Origin of the sequence: Streptomyces sp. NPDC050433 (assembly GCF_044458565.1) — a bacterium.
In the GTDB taxonomy this organism is placed as follows: domain Bacteria; phylum Actinomycetota; class Actinomycetes; order Streptomycetales; family Streptomycetaceae; genus Streptomyces.
This window is the reverse complement of the sequence record NZ_JBITIB010000002.1, coordinates 284,968-300,624: the sequence shown is the minus strand read 5'-3', so window position 1 is coordinate 300,624 and position 15,657 is coordinate 284,968. Positions and strand designations below refer to the sequence as shown.

Sequence of the window (15,657 nt, the reverse complement as noted above, 5' to 3'; positions counted from 1 at the left end):
GCTGTTTCGAGGTGAGGGCTATTTCGAGCTGACGGCGAGTTTCGCGGTCAGGGTGTAGTAGGGGTGGATGGTGTAGCCCGTCACCTGGTCGGCGCGTGCGACGGACTCCGTCTCGTGGACCAGGAAGACGTTCACGGCGCGGCTTTCGAGCTGGGCGGCGGCCTGTGACTCGACGGCGTAGCGCACTCCCCTGTTGGTGGTGGTGCCGGCCTTCTTGATGAGGAAGTCCATCTCCTTGTCGCAGAAGTGCGAGATGTTGAACTTGCCGTCGCAGCCGTAGTCCGCTTCGAGGAAGCCGACGGGGTCGGGCATGTCGCCCAGGTGGTTGCGTGACATGAGGGTCATGTCGAAGTCGCCGGAGAGCATGTCGGGTTCCAGCGAGGCGTAGTCGGCGGTCTTGATGGTCACCTTGACGCCGATGGCTTTGAGCTGGTCCTGGATGACGGCCGCGAGGTCGGCGAAGCCGGCACCCTCGGTGTACGTGAGCAGCCGTACGTTGATTGACGAGGGCTTGACTCCGGCCTCGGCCAGCAGTTGTTCGGCCTTGGCGGGGTCGGCCTTCACGGGCTTCGCGCCGCTCGGGGCGAAGGGTTCGTTGGGGGCGAACGGCCCCACGGCCGGGCGGGCCGTGCCGAGGTAGACGGCCTGGTTGATCTTCGTGGTGTCGATGGCGGCCTGGATCGCCCGGCGGACCTTCTCGTTGTCGAAGGGGGCCTTCTTGTTGTTCAGGATCAGACTGGTGGTCCTGGACGTTTCGGCGGTGTCGACGTGCGTTCCGCTGGTGCCCTTCAGGCTGTTGGTGCTCGTGGCCGGCAGTTTCCTGACGAGCTGGGCCTCACCGGTCTGGATCTGGGTGGTCCGCTTCGCTCCGTCGGCGATGAACCGCACCTCGGCGGAGGCGAGTTTCGGGCGCCCGCCCCAGTAGTCGTCGTTGCGCTTCATGTGGACGGACTGCTGGGGAACCTCTTTGGCGAGGGCGAAGGGCCCGGTACAGGTGGACTTGGGATTCGTCTGGGCCGTCTTGTAGGCCCCGGGCGCGAGGATGCCCGTGTTCGGGGTGGCCATCCGCTCCGGCACCAGCGGGTCGGGCTCGGGTGTCGTGATGACGACAGTCTTCTTGTCGAGGGCTTTCACGCCGGATATCGCGGCGGGCGAGAAGCCAGCCGAAGGGGCCTTCGCCTTCAGCGCGTGCTGGAGCGCGCCGACCACGGCCTGGGCGTCGAGCGGATCGCCGTTCTGGAAGGTGACGCCGTCACGAAGGACGAACTTCCAGTTCATCGGGGTGGTTTGCTTCCAGGACGTGGCGAGCATCGGGTCGAGTTCGCCTTTGGCCGTACGGGAGACGAGCGTCTCCAGACAGCCGGCCTTGGACAGAACGAAAGCGTCGTCGGTCTCCAGGGCCCAGCTCCCGGCCGGGGCGAAGGGCTCATCGATCACGATGCTGCCCTCACCACCACCGGCGCTGTCCTGGGTGGCTCCGTTCATGCCACAGGCTCCGAGTGCGAGGCTCATCACCGCTGCCCCGCAGGTCACACGCGTTCTCTTCATAGCTACTCACTTGTTCGATGAAGGTCAGGGACGCGCCCCGGCTCCAGTTGCCCCAGTGCCCGTGGACGATGACAAATCGCTGCGAGTGCCTTGCTGATGAACAGGGAACGTACGACCTGGACGGTCTGTTGTCTACAATCTTTCGTAAACAGTAAGTTGCCAACCTCCACCATGCTGACTTCCCACCTAGCCGTCGCGGACGCCTCGCACCCACCACCACCTGGGGTTTCACCCCGACGACAGCTCGCCGCGACGGTGTAACAGCGGGCGAGCTTTTTTCAACCGGGGCGAACGTGGGGCCTGATCGGGTGCCTGCCGAAGGGTGCCTCGGCTCGGCTACCGTCCACGTATGACAACGCGTACGCCGGGAAACGGGGTCGGGCCGCTACTCAGGGGCTGGCGTGAACAACGCCGGATCAGCCAGCTGGAGTTGGCCCTGCGCGCCGACTCGTCCGCCCGTCACATCAGCTTCGTCGAGACGGGCAGGTCCCGGCCGAGCGAGGCGATGATCCTGCGGCTCTCGGAGCATCTGGACGTCCCCGTGCGCGAGCGCAACACCCTGCTGCTGGCGGCCGGATACGCGCCCCGCTTCACCGAGACCGCGATGGACGACCCGTCGATGGCGGTGGTGCGGGAAGCGCTGGAGCGGCTGCTGCGGGGGTACGAGCCGTATCCGGCGCTCGTGGTCGACGGGACGTACACGCTGGTGGCCGCCAATCGGGGACTCGCCCTGATCATGGAGGGCGTGCCCGAGCATCTGCTGGTTGCACCGGTGAACGCGATGAGGGTCATCCTGCATCCGGAAGGGGCCTCGCGGCGTATCCGCAATTTCCGGCAGTGGCGCGGGCATCTGCTCGACCAGATGGAGCGGCAGCTCGCGCTCGACCGCTCCGACGCGCTGCGGGCGGTGTACGAGGAGGTCGCCGCGTACCCGCCGCCGGAGGGCGGCGACGGCGACCCGGACGAGGCTGCGGACACCGGTGAGGACGCCGATGAGACGGCAGCGTTCGCAGTCGGGAACTTCGCCCTGCCGCTGCGGATCGAGCACGGAGGCCAGGTCCTGACCTTCCTGTCGTCGATCTCGACGTTCAACACACCGATGGACGTGACGGTCGCCGAGCTGGCGATCGAGACGTTCCTGCCCGCAGATCCGGCGACGGCGAAGTACCTCATGTCGGCGCTGGGCTGAGCGCGGGGCACGGGCAGGGGCGGGGGCAGGGGCAGGGGCAGTCCGATCGGACCACCGGGTCCGCACAGTGGACCCGGTGGTCCGATCCGATCACGCCGTTATGACCCGTCGGGTTCCTCCCGGCGGGTCTCCGGCGTCCGTGACGGGGTGGAGCCGGGCGCGGGCGCGGCTGCGGCGGCGGTCGTCGGGCTCTTGGTCTCGTGCTCGTTGCTGCGCGCCGCCTCGGCGCGCAGCAGAGCGTTGAGTACGGCGAAGGGGTCGATGGGCATGGCTGTGTCCTCGCGGTGCGATGGGAGTTGACCGGCCGGTGGGGTCGGGGCCCGACAGGGCCTACGGGCACGCGGGCGTGCCGCGTGCCGGACCTCTCAGCAGCGCAGCACCACACGGCGGGCCGTCGGCGGCGCGGCCGATCCGTTCCGCGAACGCGCGGCGTCTCCTCCGTACGGAGGGCGGGGCGCCCGGCGCTCCGCCCCGGCACGCGGGCCCGTGGCCCCGCGTCCGGCCCCGGCCGAGGCGGACTGGGCGGCCATCGCCGTGTCGTGGTGCCCCTCCCCGGTGGGCTCGGGCGCCGTCGAGACGGCCGGGCGGGGTTCCGTGCCGCGCGCGGGCGACGCGGAGGGGTCGAGCAACATCCCAAGGAGGGTGCACAGCACCAGCAGCGTGACGACGCGCACGGCGGGCCGGCCCGCCGTGGCGGGCCGTGCGCTACGCGGTTCCGGGGCGCTGTTCACTCGGCACGACCTCCTGATCGTGCATCCTGTGCTCGCGGAGGCCAACCTGCTCGCCGGGAGGCCGATATCCGCTCTCCCGAGGGACACGCGTTACGCCGACCCGTGCAGGGCCGCCCTCGTCCGGCCGCCGTGCGCCCGACCGGTCACCGCGTGAGCCTCAGGCGCCCTCGGGGTCGGGCTCCGTCTCCTGCGGAGGAACGGTCGTGGTGGCCGAGGTCAGGCCGAGCGGGATCTGCGGCCCCAGGCCGTCGTACAGCCAGCGTTTGAGCAGCGTGTGGACCTGCTCCGCGCCCACCAGCTCCCCGTCGCCGGGCACCGGCGCGGGCAGGGTCAGGGGTGACAGCAGGAAGGCGTTCGACTGCTCCCCGCCGAGTCCGCCGTGGGAGCCGATCTGCTCCTCGAACGCGTGCACCCGGCCCGTCGCCGGGTCGTACATCGAGTTGACCATGATGTCCGCGACATGCGGGAAGGTGTCGGTGCGCCGGACCGCGTCGGCGGCACCCGGCCCCATCGTGGCCAGCAGCCCCGTGTCGTCCAGCTTGGCGACGGGGATCTCCGCCCCGGCCGGGCCGAGCACCACGGAGCCGTTCTCCTCGCTCCGTACGAGGAGGAAGCCGATGCCCGGATGGTTGGCGAGGGTCCGCAGCAGCGCCGGGTGGCGTTCGTCGATCTGCTCGCGGCTCATCCGCTCCGGGACGTCCGGGAAGGAGATCAGCCCCAGGTTCCCCGAGGCGAGCACGATCGGGTCGGAGCCGCGCACCGGCCGTCTCTCGCCGCCGGCCTCGCCCTCGTCACCCTCGACGGGGCGGTGGAGGGCTATCCGCACGGCGTCACGCGCCGCGTCGCGGGCCTCGGCACCGCTCTTGGTACGCACCGCGCGGCGCGGTACGGGCAGGCCGCAGCCGGCCCGTACGAGATCCCGGAGCGTGAGCCCGTACACGCCCAGGAAGGTCTCGCCGGGGCTCTGGCCGTGGTCGGAGAGAAGCACCAGGCGGTACGGGCGGGGCGCGTGGTCGGCGACCTTGGCCAGCAGCGCGATCGAGCGGTCGAGCCGCTGAAGGACATGCATGGCGTCACGGCTGTGCGGCCCGGAGTGGTGGGCGACCTCGTCGTACGCGACGAGGTCGGCGTAGACGGCGGCGCGCCCGGCCAGCATGTCCCCTATCACGGCCGCGACCACGACGTCCCGCTCGACGACGGTCGCGAACGCGCGGATGAACGGGTAGAGCCCGCCCCGGCTCACCCTGGGCCGGTCGCCCCGCACGCGCGCCCGCGTGGACTGGCCGATCTCGCGGCCGACCTCGGCGACGAAGGAGACGGCCGTACGGACGGCGTTGGCCGGGTCGGTGAAGTACGCGAAGTAGCCGGCCCGTGAGCGGGTGGCCCGCCCGCGCCGAGCGGCCATCGACAGGACGAGGGCGAGCTGGTCGGCGCCGCCGCTGAACAGGTTGCCCCGGCTCGCGCCGTCGAGGGTGAGGAGCCCGGCGTCGCGGGTGTGCTCGACGGCGCGGCGCTGGAGTTCGGCGGCGCTGGCGGGCCGGTTGCTGACCATGATCCGCCCGCTGTCCTTCTCGTACCAACGGAAGGCCGGGACATCGTGGTTGCTCCCGTGCAGGATGCCGAGCTGGCTGGCGCCCGTCTGGCTGGACCAGTCGGTACGCCACGGGGTGAGGCGGTGCGTGGGGCGCTCACCGAGCCAGCCGGCCACGGTGGGCATGTGGCCGTCCGCGACGGCGTCGAGCAGCACCTGGTGTCCGACGCCGTCGAGTTGGAGGAAGAGCGTGCCGGGCGACGCCGGTTGGCCGAGGTGGGCGCTGTCCTCGCCGCGACGGCGCCGGCGGCGCTGGGCGAGGCGCGAGAGCCTGCGCCGGTAGGCGTTGTCGTCGCGGACGGCGAGCGCGGTGGAGGTCGCCGAGGCGACGGCGGACATGACGGCGGCGACCACGACGGCGTTCTCGGGGTTGGCGCTGCCGCCGCCGTCGGGGGTGAGTTTGAGCGCGACCAGCAGCAGCGAGCCGTTGAGGAAAAAGACCAGCAGACCGAGCACCAAGGCCGGTACGAGCAGCAGGGCGCGGACCAGGAAGGGCCAGACGAGCGCGCTGAGCAGGCCGAAGGCGCCCGCTCCCCAGGCGGCCGTGATGGCCGTCCTGGTGAGGCTGTCGTCGGCGCCCTGGAGCTGGAAGTCAGGCAGGATGCCGGCCAGCACCAGCATGGTCAGCGTGGAGACCGCCCAGACGACGACCACCCGCACGAGGGCCCTGCCGGCCGTCCGCCATCGACCCTTGAACACCGCGTCTTCACCTCACGTCCCCGGCCCGCACACCTCCGCGGGCTCGATGAACAGCCTGACACAGCGCGCGGCGGGGCCGGTCTTCTTAAAGAGGCCGGGCCGGGCAAGGGCTGGCGGCTGGCGGGTTCAGCAGCCGTCGTAGCCCGCCGTCGGCATGGAGAGCCTGCGGTGGACCTTGGCCTTGGACGTCGCGTCGTACGCCGGTTCGTCCGTGCCCACGGTCTCCAGGGGGATGCCACGGCGTTCGCACTCGGCGGTGAAGGCGGGGACGGACGCGAACGCCCGGTCGAGCACCCGCTCGTTGGGGACGACGAAGGCGTCGATCAGACCGGCGTCGACGTCGACCCAGAGGCCGCAGTGGTCGGAGCGCATCCCGTAGAGGAGCAGTTGCCGTGTGACGACGTACCCCTTGTCGGCGGCCCAGCGCGCGCACATCGCCTGCTGGCCGCGGATGTCGACCAGGAACGGCTCGCGGTCGAGCTCTTCGAGCGGGGTGAGGCTGGCTATGGCCGCCACTCGTAAATCGCCCATGTCGCCGGCCCCCCGCTTCGCTTCGCACGACCGCTCCCCCCGAAGCCGCCCCCTGCCCCCCGGTGTTCATCCCCCGGTGTTCGACGACCCTACTCCGAACAGGCCCTTACAAGGAGGCGCGTATCGGGCACGGGCAGGCGCACGGAGGTGCCACAGGCGCACGCCCTCAGGCGCGCGGATCACGGGGACGCGAGCCGTGGGCCGTACGCCGGCCGCCCCGCCGCCGTACGCTGAGAGCTGGATACGGACGGAGCTGAGGTCCCGCTTTGGGAAATGTCATCACCTGGTGGGGTCATGCCACCTGCACGGTCGAGGACTCCGGTGTCCGGGTGCTGACCGATCCGCTCTTCGCACGGCGCCTGGCGCATCTGCGCCGCAGGCGCGGTGACGTGCCGCCGCCGGAGGCCGCGGTCGCGGACGCCGTCCTGGTCTCGCATCTGCACTCCGACCATCTCCATCTGCCGTCCCTGGCGAAGCTCGCGCCGGGCACCCGGCTGATCGTGCCGCGCGGCGCGCTGCGGGCCGTGCCCGGACTGCGGCGGCTCGACGCCGTCAGACGCCGGGGCGGTCTGCGGATCACCGAGGTCGAGGCGGGCGACGAGGTGGAGATCGGGCCGGTGTGGGTACGGGCGGTGCCCGCCTGCCACGACGGGCGGCGGCTGCCCGTGGGACCGCAGCGCTCCCCCGCGCTCGGCTATGTGATCACCGGTGAGCGCCGGACGTACTTCGCGGGCGACACCGGGCTGTTCGACGAGATGGCGGACGTCGTGGGCACCGTCGATGTGGCGCTGCTGCCGGTGGGCGGCTGGGGGCCGCATCTGGGCCACGGGCATCTGAACGCCGACCGGGCGGCCGAGGCGCTGGCCCGGATCGCTCCGGGCGCCGCGGTGCCGGTGCACTACGGCACGTTCTGGCCGATCGGCCTGGACGGCGTCAGACCGCACGAATTCCATTCGCCCGGCGACGAGTTCGTCCGCCAGGCGGCCCGGCGCGCGCCCGGAGTCGCCGTGCACCGGCTGCGGCACGGCGAGAGTGTGCGGCCGGGGGCCGCGCCGTGATCGACCAGCTCATGAGCCAGCTGCCGTCGGAGCCGGCGCAGCAGGCCGTCACGTATCCGTCGCTGTTCCTGCTGGTGGCGCTCGGCGCGCTGGTGCCGGTGGTGCCGACGGGCGCCCTGGTGAGTTCGGCGGCCGTGGTCGCCTTCCACCAGACGGCGCCGCTCGCCCTGTTTTACATATTCGTGGTGGCGTCGTTCGCGGCGTTCCTCGGCGACATCTCGCTCTACTGGCTGGGACGGCGGGGGGTCAACTCGAAGAACGGCTCGCGCTGGCTGGCGGCGCTGGAGCAGCGGGTCTCCGAGGACACTCTCGAACAGACGCAGCGCAAGCTGCGGGAGCACGGCGTGACGGTGCTGGTGCTGTCCCGGCTGGTGCCCGCGGGGCGGATTCCGGTGATGCTGGCGTGCCTGCTCACCAGGTGGCCGACATCGCGCTTCATCAAGGGCGCGCTGCCTGCCTGTCTGGCGTGGGCGGCGACGTACCAGCTGATCGGGATCCTCGGCGGTTCGCTCTTCGACGAGGCGTGGGAGGGCGTGGTCGCGGCGGTGGGGCTGACGGTGCTGATCAGCTCCGCCCCGGCCCTCTGGCGCAGGCTGCGAGGGCACGGCAAGGGGACGGACGGTCAGCGGGCGTGAGGGTTCGGCGGCCGTCCGGCGGTGGTCCGGCCGCACGCGTGCGGAGCCGACGGGCAGGTCCCAGGCGGCCCTGACCTCCGCTCCAGCGGCTCTGTCACGGAGCCGGACGCCGTCCGGCGGCCTGGCGGTCGCCTGCGACGCTCTCGGCCCTCTCAGCGCTCTCAGCGCTCTCAGCGCAGTTCCCCCAGAGCCGCCGTCAAAATGCCGAGCGCTCGGGCAACATGAGGCAGCTCCAGCGGCTCCACCGCGGTGAGGGACTCCGTCCGCTCCTCCGGGGTCGACCCGAGCAGCGGTCCGGTGGCCAGCCGCACGCGCAGCGCGCCCAGTTCGTCCCCGAACCGGTGCCCGCCGGGCACCGGCGTACCCAGCCGTTCGCCCAGGAACTCTTCGAGTTCCATGGAGTCGCCGACGCCCCGCGCGCCGAGCCCGCGGCGCAACGGCCCGAGGTCCGCGTACAGATGACGCCCCGCCCGCGGCGGCCTGGCCAGCGCCCCCGCGGTGTGTACGGCGTGGTGCAGGGCGGCGGCCACGCGCGCGTGGAGCGCGCTCGCCGCGGCGGCCCGCGCCGTCACGGCCGCCGGCTCGTCCAGCGCGTAGGCGCCGGCGGCGGCGACCGGCCCCGCGACGAGCGCGCCCAGCGCGGTGAGATGGTCCACCGTCCTGGCCCGGCGGTCGGCGCCACCGGGCGTGGAGGGGAAGCGCGCGACGGCGGCGGGCCACGCCGCGGGGGCGAACGCGCCCGCCAGGTCGAAGAAGACGGTGACATCGTCGGGCCACATCTCGGCGGGGCTGAGCGGCACCGTCTCGTGCGGCCGGTGCAGGGTGTCGCGCCAGGTCTCGTCGCTGATGATGTGCAGGCCCTCGCCGACCGCGGCCTCGCACGCCTCCCGGAGAAGCTCGGGCGGGGCCACGGTGCCGGTCGGGTCGTCGGCGATCGAGAGCAGCAGCAGCCGTGGTGTGCCGCCCTCCGCGCGTACCCGGCGCACCGTCTCCAGGAGGGCGTACAGATCGGGTACGCCGCCGCACTCGGCCGGGGTCGGCACCTGGAAGACGGGCCGGCCCAGGAGTCTGGCCTGCGGCGCCCACGACGCCGGGTGCGGGCGGGGCATCAGGACGTCGCCGCCGTGCGCGGCGAGCAGCGCGAGCAGCAGCGGCTGTGCCCCGGCCGCCGCGGCGACCTCCTGGGGATGTGCCGGCAGACCGCGCCTCGACCAGTAGCCGCAGGCCGCCTCACGCAGGACGGGTCCGCCGCCGGGCGGCTCGGGCTCGGTACGTCCGGCGGCGTCGGCGAGTACGGCGACCAGCTCGGGCAGGGCGGGCAGGCCCGCGTCCGGGGCCAGGGGCCCGTACCGTACGGGACCGCGCCCTTCGTGAGCAGTACCGGCCGTACTCGTGGTCCCCGTCGTCCCCATGCGCGCCACCTCCCGCTCTCACCGGCCCGCGAGATCCCGCCCGGACGGGCGCCTACGCCTCGCGGCCCACCATCGCCAGCAGCCGGGTCTGGGCGTCGGCGCCCCGTGGCGGATCCAGCGGGGGGTCGAACAGGCCGCTCTGCGACAGGCTCTCCGCGTACGGCTTGATCTCCTCCAGCGCGAAGTCGACCAGCGGTCCGGGCAGCCGCTCGTTCGCGCCGATCCCGCGCGACAGGTCCCAGGTGTGCACCACGGCGTCGAGCACCATCTGCGAGCAGTACGCGTCGGCCTTGGTCGCGCCGTACGAGAGCGGCACCGGGCGTTGCAGCGCGCCGCGCCCGGCGAACGCGGCTCGCGACGCCGCCGCGGCGCGGTCCCAGGCCGCGACCGGATCGTCGCCGAGCACGTCGCCGTCGAAGGCGTCGCCGACCTCGGCCATGGTCCGGCCGTCGGTCACCAGCGGGGGCACCCACAGCTGCTCGGCCGTCAGGTGGTTCACCAGATCGCGTACGGACCACGCGGCGCAGGGCGTCGACGTGCCCCACTGGTCCGCGCCGACGGCGTGCACCCGGTCCGTGAACAGGTCGAGCGCCTCGCCGTGCCGGACCAGCAGTGGATTGTCCATGTCTCCCACTCTCCCCGGCCGCTCGGCCGGGCGCGAGTCAGGCCGGTCACGGCCGGTTCCGGCCCCTGCTTGGGGCCCCGGGGTACGGGGTACCCGCGTCCCATGTCTGACATCCACGCGGGCCGTACCCCGGCCGATCCCGGCACCCGGAGCAGGGTCGCCGCACTGCTCTCCGGCTGGGACCAGGCGGTCTTCCGGTCGGCGGCGGACCGGCACTGGCCGGGCGCCGAGCCCGTGCTGCCCCGGCTCAGCCGGTCGGCCAACCACGGCCTCCTCTGGTTCGGCGCCGCCGCCGGAATCGCCCTCCTCGGGCGCGGGCAGCGCTCACGGCGTGCCGCCCTGCGCGGGGTGGCCTCGCTGGCGGTGGCGTCGGCGGCCATCAACACCGTCGGCAAGCGGTCGGTACGGCGCCGGCGGCCCGTCCTGGAGACCGTTCCGGTGATCAGGCAGCTGAAGCGGCAGCCGATCACGACCTCGTTCCCGTCCGGGCACGCGGCGTCGGCCGCCGCGTTCGCCACGGGTGTCGCGCTGGAGTCGAAGGGCTGGGGCGCGGTGGTGGCGCCGATCGCGTTCTCCGTCGCCGCGTCCCGCGTCTACACCGGCGTGCACTACCCGAGCGACGTGCTGGTGGGCGCCGCGCTGGGGGCGGGCGCGGCGTACGCGGTACGCGGCATCGTGCCGACCCGCTCCCAGCTGCCCTCGCCCGGCCGACCGCACACCCAGGCGCCGGCCCTGCCGGGCGGCGAGGGCATGGTGGTCGTCGTCAATCGCGCGTCGGGCTCGTCGGACGCCGCCGCGGGTGCCCTGCGCGACTCGCTGCCGCTGGCGGAGTTCGTGGAGTGCGATCCGGAGTCGGTGAACGCGCAGTTGGAGAAGGCGGCGGAGCGATGTGTCGCGCTCGGCATCGTCGGCGGTGACGGCACGGTCAACCGGGCGGCGGTGGTCGCCGCCCGGCACGGGCTGCCGCTGGCGGTGTTCCCCGGCGGCACCCTGAACCACTTCGCGTACGACCTCGGGATCGAGGACTTCCACGACACGTGCCGCGCGATGGCCGAGGGTGACGCGGTCCGCGTCGACCTCGGGCGGTTCACCGGGCCCGACGGGGTGAGCGGCCACTTCCTCAACACCTTCAGCCTGGGCGTCTATCCGGAGCTGGTGCGTGTCCGGGAGCACTGGTCGCCGCGGATCGGCGGCTGGCCCGCCGGGGTGGTGGCGGCCGTGAAGGTGCTGCGCGGCCGGCATCAGGTGGATGCGGAGTTCCAGGGCCGGCGGCGGTCGCTGTGGATGCTGTTCGCCGGGAACGGCATCTACCAGCGCTTCGGGTTCACCCCCGGCCACCGGCACGACCTCGCGGACGGTCTGCTCGACGTCCGGGTCGTGCACGGCGGGAGCTTCCCCGGCCTGCGGCTGCTGGCCGCGGCGGCGGCCGGGCCGCTGAGCAGGTCGCCGGTGCACGCGGCGGAGCGGATGCGGCGCGTACGGGTCAAGGGGATCGCGCCCGGTACGCCGCTGGCCTTCGACGGCGAAGTCGCCGAGTCACCGGTCGAGTTGACCATCGACAAGGGGAACGAGGCGCTGACGGTGTACCGCCCGCGCACGCTCCAGTGACGGTCGGCCACGCGTACGTCAAGATCGTGGACATGAAATCCGTACCACCGCCCTTCCTCGAAACGCCGCGGCTGCGGCTGCGTGACTGCGTCGAGGCCGACCTCGACCGGCTCCTCGCGCTGGACAACGACCCCGGCGTGAAGCGCTTCATCGACGGCGGCGTGCCCGCCGTGCCCGAGGCGTTCCGGGCCGAGGCCCTGCCCCGGCTCCTCGGGCGCGGCTTCTGGGCGGCCGAGGAGCGGTCCACCGGTGAGTGGCTGGGCTGGTTCGAGCTGAGGCCGCTGAACGACGCCGGCTGGCAGGTGGTGGAGCTGGGCTACCGGCTGCACCGGGGCGCCTGGGGCCGGGGGTACGCCACGGAGGGCGCCCGCGCGCTGGTGCGCAAGGCCTTCACGGAGCTGGGCACCGAGCGGGTGACGGCGAACACGATGACGGTCAACGTGGGCTCCCGGCGAGTGATGGAGAAGGCCGGGCTGACCTTCGTGCGTACGTACTTCGAGGAGTGGCCGGAGACCATCGAGGGCTCGGAGGAGGGGGATGTGGAGTACGCGCTCACCCGTGAGGAGTGGCGGCGAGCAGCGCTCGACTGAGACGAGAGGACCACATCGCAAGACGCGGGTCTCATATTCCGACATCGCGCGTACGGTGAGGGGACCGCTTCAGGAGAGGGAGTCCGCCCGTGCCGAGAGAGACCGCCGTCTACACCCACGGCCACCACGAGTCGGTCCTGCGCTCGCACCGCTGGCGCACGGCGGCGAACTCCGCGGCGTATCTGCTCCCCGAACTCCGGTCCGGTCTCGACGTGTTGGACGTGGGCTGCGGTCCGGGCACCATCACGGCCGACCTGGCCGCGCTGGTGTCGCCCGGCACGGTGACGGCGGTGGACGCGGCGGCGGACGTGCTGGAGCGCGCCGAGGAGGCGGCCCTGGCGCGGGGCGTGGACAACGTCCGCTTCGCGGTCGCCGACGTCCACGCGCTGGACTTCCCGGACGACTCCTTCGACGTCGTCCACGCCCACCAAGTGCTCCAGCACGTCGGGGACCCCGTGCAGGCGCTGCGCGAGATGCGCCGGGTGTGCAGGCCCGGCGGCACGGTCGCGGCACGCGACAGCGACTACGGCGCGTTCACCTGGTACCCGTCGTCACCCGCGCTGGACGGCTGGCAGGAGCTGTACCGCCGGGTCGCCCGCGCCAACGGCGGCGAACCCGACGCGGGCCGCAGGCTCCGCGCCTGGGCCCGGAACGCGGGCTTCACGGACGTCACGTCCACGGCAGCGGCGTGGTGCTTCGCCACCCCGGAGGAACGCGCGTGGTGGAGCGGCCTGTGGGCGGAGCGGACGACCGCTTCGGTGTACGCGGAACTGGCCGTGCGCGGCGGCCACACGGACGAGAAACGGCTCACGGAGATCGCGGCGGCGTGGCACGCGTGGGGCGAGGACCCCGACGCGTGGTTCATGGTCCCGCACGGTGAAATCCTGTGCCGGGTCTGAGGGTTGGTTCCCCGTGGTTCATGGTCACGGAGAACGGTGCTTCGATACCCTCACCGGTATGGAAATCCTGGGAACCACGCTGCGTATCTGCGTCGACGACCTGGAGACCTCGGTCGCGTTCTACGAACGCCTGACCGGCAGCCCCGCGCTCCGTTTCGAGCGCGGCGGGGTCTCCGTCGCCGCCGTCAGTTGCTTCCTGTTGATGAGCGGTCCCGCGGAGGAGATCGACGTACTGCGCAAGGTCACCGCCACGATCGCCGTCAAGGACGTCGACGAGGCCTACGCCGCGCTCACCTCGGTCGGCGCCCAGGTCCTGGCGGGCCCGGTCCCCACCCCGGCGGGCCGCAACCTGATCGCGGTCCACCCGGACGGCTCGGTCTTCGAGTACGTGGACCGCAACCCGGTCCAGACCGGCTGACGGAGCATCGGGCCTGGGCCGGCCGGGGACGAACCGGCCCCCGGCCGGGCCCCGTTCAGTCCCCCGGCCGCATTCGGTAGTCGTACTCCTCCGGCAGCGGGTCGTCCGTCAGGGAGGACCAGACCTCGTTCAGTGTCTCCGCGCCCTCCCGTAGGTCCGCGACCTCGAAGCCCGCGTCGAACACGGCGCGGGCCGCGGGCTTCTCGCCCTCGGCCAGCAGCAGTTGGGCCTCGATCAGACGGAAGGCGCCGCGTCGGCGGATCTCGATCGAGAGCCGGTCGAAGATGCGGCGGGCGTCGCGTGCGCGGTCGACGGGCAGCAGTGCGGCGATCGCCTCGCGGGCCAGTGCCGCCGTGGCCGCCGTCCAGGACTCGCCGTCGTCGGCCCGCTCGCGGCAGAGGTCGTCGAAGGCCTCCGCGTACTGGTCGGCCGCCCGCTCCGGGTTGCCGCCCGCCAGGTCGGCGACGGCCAGGCAGCGTAGCAACGGCCAGCGGGACGTGGCGAGTTTGAGGCCGCGTTCCCAACTCCGTACCGCCTGGGCCAGATCGCCCGCGTGCCACTGCGTGATGCCGAGGTGATACTCCGTCAGCGGCTCGGCGGGCGCCGTCTCCAGCATGTCGCGCCAGTGCGGGGCGACGAGCGTGGGGCCCGGCGGCTCGGCCTCCCGAGCCTTCGGGAACGTGCCCTGGGTGTACAGCTCGACCCACGGCGCCTGCTGCCCGCCCAGCATGGACTCGTCGAACGGCGTACCGGGCAGCTCGTACCCGCCTCTCATCGCGCCGCGCATGACTTCGAGCGCGCCCCAGCCCGAGCCGGTGGCGAGCCGTTCGCCGGGCTCGGTGTCCGCGTGCGGCAGCCATGCCTCGTACGCGGCGTCGACGTCCGCGCGGGGCAGGGCGTGTTCGAGCCGGTCGGCGACCTCCGCGCGGGCCGCGTCCCAGTCGGAGCCGTGGACGGTCGCCGGGTCGGCCGCGAGCGGGCCGTACGACTCCAGCCAGCTGAAGTCCTCGTGGCCGTCGAGCTTGACGTGTTCGAGCTGCGTACGGGCGAGCCCGGCCTGGATCTCGGCGTAGCCGGGGGTGCCCGGTTCGGTGAGCCACTGCTGCCAGCGCCGGCCGCCGCGCCCCGCACCCCACGTGAAGAGTTTGCGTCCGCTCAGCGTGTCCGTGGAGGTCTGGACGAGGCCGTGGCCGTCCGCGTCGAGCGAGGTGATCCACTTCCGGGCGCCGCGGGGGACCTCGTAGAAGTAGTCCGCCGGGTACTCGCCGCGCAGCGGGTACGTACGGTCGACGCCGTCGTAATCGGGCACCGGGACCCGGCGCAGGCTCCGTTCGTACCCGAAGTGCCACGCCTCCTCGGCGGGCGCGAGCACACGGGTGTGCTCGTCCTCGGGAACGGCGATGTTGGACCACCAGTAGACGGGCGCGGGCCCCTGGTGCGGATTGCGTATCCGGACGCCGACATGGAGGAAGTCGGAGCCGTCCGGCAGCCAGAGGTCGACCTGGAACGGCAGGCCGCGCAGCGGCTCCCACTCCCAGAGCCGCACCATCTCGCCGCCGTCGGGCGCGGGGACGAGGGCGGCGTTCAGCGGCGCGCAGGAGAGCGTGGTGTGGCCGGTGGCGCCGATGTTCCACTCGATGCCGCCGGAGAACCAGGCGCCGTTGAGCGCGAAGTCGGCGGGCTGGAACACCGGGTTGCGGTACAGCAGTTCACGGCCGGTGGGCTTGTGGTGCAGGGAGTGGACGCGCCCGCCGAGGCCGGGCAGGACGGTGGCCCGCAGCCGGTCGTTCTCGATGACGATCGCGTCGAAGTCGGTGGCCACGCGGTCGCGTCCGTAGCCGTCCAGGATCCGGACGGGCAGCAGGGTGCGCAGGGGTTCGTACCCGATCTGCCGCGCCATGTCTCGGGGCAGGTCCCGCTTGGCGCGTTCGTCGATCGAGTGCGTCTCGTCGAGCGGCCGGAGCGCGGGCAGGGGGTTCTCCGGCCCCAACGGGGCGGCAGGCAGGGTCAGTACGGCACGACGCACGCTCGTGGCCACAGGCAAACCTCGCTTCGCTCGCGGGGGCCGCCGACGGCTCGGTTGGCCGGCGCGCACCCGATGACCATGGAACACGGTCGCGTGC

At 72.7% G+C, this 15,657-nt stretch carries 15 protein-coding genes; 7 read left to right on the top strand and 8 right to left on the bottom strand.

Annotated elements, in window-relative coordinates; all coding sequences use genetic code 11:
- Positions 1–18 precede the first annotated feature (18 nt).
- Positions 19–1,485, bottom strand: coding sequence for an ABC transporter substrate-binding protein (locus ACIBLA_RS04110; RefSeq protein ID WP_399197693.1), 1,467 nt, complete (start codon positions 1,483–1,485; stop codon positions 19–21).
- Between the two features lie 412 nt (positions 1,486–1,897).
- Between ACIBLA_RS04110 and ACIBLA_RS04105 the strand changes: the two genes are divergently transcribed.
- Positions 1,898–2,737, top strand: a complete 840-nt coding sequence (locus ACIBLA_RS04105; RefSeq protein ID WP_363245546.1) for a helix-turn-helix transcriptional regulator — start codon at positions 1,898–1,900, stop codon at positions 2,735–2,737.
- Between the two features lie 98 nt (positions 2,738–2,835).
- Here the strand turns inward: ACIBLA_RS04105 and ACIBLA_RS04100 are convergent, their stop codons facing one another.
- The 4 genes from ACIBLA_RS04100 to ACIBLA_RS04085 all read right to left on the bottom strand — a co-directional run bounded on the left by ACIBLA_RS04100 (position 2,836) and on the right by ACIBLA_RS04085 (position 6,289).
- Positions 2,836–3,006, bottom strand: coding sequence for a hypothetical protein (locus ACIBLA_RS04100; RefSeq protein ID WP_363245547.1), 171 nt, complete (start codon positions 3,004–3,006; stop codon positions 2,836–2,838).
- Positions 3,007–3,102: 96 nt separating this feature from the next.
- Positions 3,103–3,468 (bottom strand): hypothetical protein, encoded by a 366-nt coding sequence (locus ACIBLA_RS04095; RefSeq protein WP_363245548.1) that lies wholly within the window; start codon positions 3,466–3,468, stop codon positions 3,103–3,105.
- A gap of 157 nt (positions 3,469–3,625) precedes the next feature.
- On the bottom strand, positions 3,626–5,758 hold the full coding sequence (locus tag ACIBLA_RS04090) for a phage holin family protein (RefSeq protein WP_399197692.1): 2,133 nt from the start codon (positions 5,756–5,758) through the stop codon (positions 3,626–3,628).
- A gap of 126 nt (positions 5,759–5,884) precedes the next feature.
- Complete coding sequence (locus ACIBLA_RS04085) at positions 5,885–6,289, bottom strand: hypothetical protein (RefSeq protein ID WP_363245550.1); 405 nt, start codon at positions 6,287–6,289, stop codon at positions 5,885–5,887.
- 266 nt (positions 6,290–6,555) lie between these two features.
- Here ACIBLA_RS04085 and ACIBLA_RS04080 point away from each other — a divergent pair, with 266 nt between their 5' ends.
- Positions 6,556–7,347: an MBL fold metallo-hydrolase gene (locus ACIBLA_RS04080; RefSeq protein ID WP_363245551.1), complete on the top strand. Its 792-nt coding sequence runs from the start codon at positions 6,556–6,558 to the stop codon at positions 7,345–7,347.
- 11 nt (positions 7,348–7,358) lie between these two features.
- Entirely contained in the window at positions 7,359–7,982 is a 624-nt protein-coding gene (locus ACIBLA_RS04075) for a VTT domain-containing protein (RefSeq protein WP_363245552.1), read from the top strand.
- 170 nt (positions 7,983–8,152) lie between these two features.
- Here the strand turns inward: ACIBLA_RS04075 and ACIBLA_RS04070 are convergent, their stop codons facing one another.
- Both ACIBLA_RS04070 and ACIBLA_RS04065 read right to left on the bottom strand, forming a co-directional pair.
- Positions 8,153–9,394, bottom strand: coding sequence for an aminotransferase class I/II-fold pyridoxal phosphate-dependent enzyme (locus ACIBLA_RS04070; RefSeq protein WP_399197691.1), 1,242 nt, complete (start codon positions 9,392–9,394; stop codon positions 8,153–8,155).
- Positions 9,395–9,446: 52 nt separating this feature from the next.
- On the bottom strand, positions 9,447–10,019 hold the full coding sequence (locus tag ACIBLA_RS04065) for a TIGR03086 family metal-binding protein (RefSeq protein ID WP_399197690.1): 573 nt from the start codon (positions 10,017–10,019) through the stop codon (positions 9,447–9,449).
- Positions 10,020–10,121: 102 nt separating this feature from the next.
- Between ACIBLA_RS04065 and ACIBLA_RS04060 the strand changes: the two genes are divergently transcribed.
- From ACIBLA_RS04060 to ACIBLA_RS04045, 4 genes are all read left to right on the top strand, one after another.
- The gene (locus ACIBLA_RS04060) at positions 10,122–11,627 is read left to right on the top strand and encodes a bifunctional phosphatase PAP2/diacylglycerol kinase family protein (protein ID WP_399197689.1); all 1,506 of its coding nucleotides are present in this window, start codon (positions 10,122–10,124) and stop codon (positions 11,625–11,627) included.
- 32 nt (positions 11,628–11,659) lie between these two features.
- The gene (locus ACIBLA_RS04055) at positions 11,660–12,217 is read left to right on the top strand and encodes a GNAT family N-acetyltransferase (protein WP_363245556.1); all 558 of its coding nucleotides are present in this window, start codon (positions 11,660–11,662) and stop codon (positions 12,215–12,217) included.
- Positions 12,218–12,306: 89 nt separating this feature from the next.
- Positions 12,307–13,116 carry a methyltransferase domain-containing protein gene (locus tag ACIBLA_RS04050; protein WP_399197688.1) on the top strand — a complete coding sequence of 270 codons (810 nt, stop codon included), beginning with the start codon at positions 12,307–12,309 and terminating at the stop codon, positions 13,114–13,116.
- Positions 13,117–13,174: 58 nt separating this feature from the next.
- Positions 13,175–13,534, top strand: a complete 360-nt coding sequence (locus ACIBLA_RS04045) for a VOC family protein (RefSeq protein ID WP_363245558.1) — start codon at positions 13,175–13,177, stop codon at positions 13,532–13,534.
- A gap of 55 nt (positions 13,535–13,589) precedes the next feature.
- On the opposite strand, the gene ACIBLA_RS04040 is transcribed toward ACIBLA_RS04045, so the two are convergent.
- Positions 13,590–15,572 carry a DUF5107 domain-containing protein gene (locus ACIBLA_RS04040; protein WP_363245559.1) on the bottom strand — a complete coding sequence of 661 codons (1,983 nt, stop codon included), beginning with the start codon at positions 15,570–15,572 and terminating at the stop codon, positions 13,590–13,592.
- Positions 15,573–15,657: the final 85 nt, after the last annotated feature.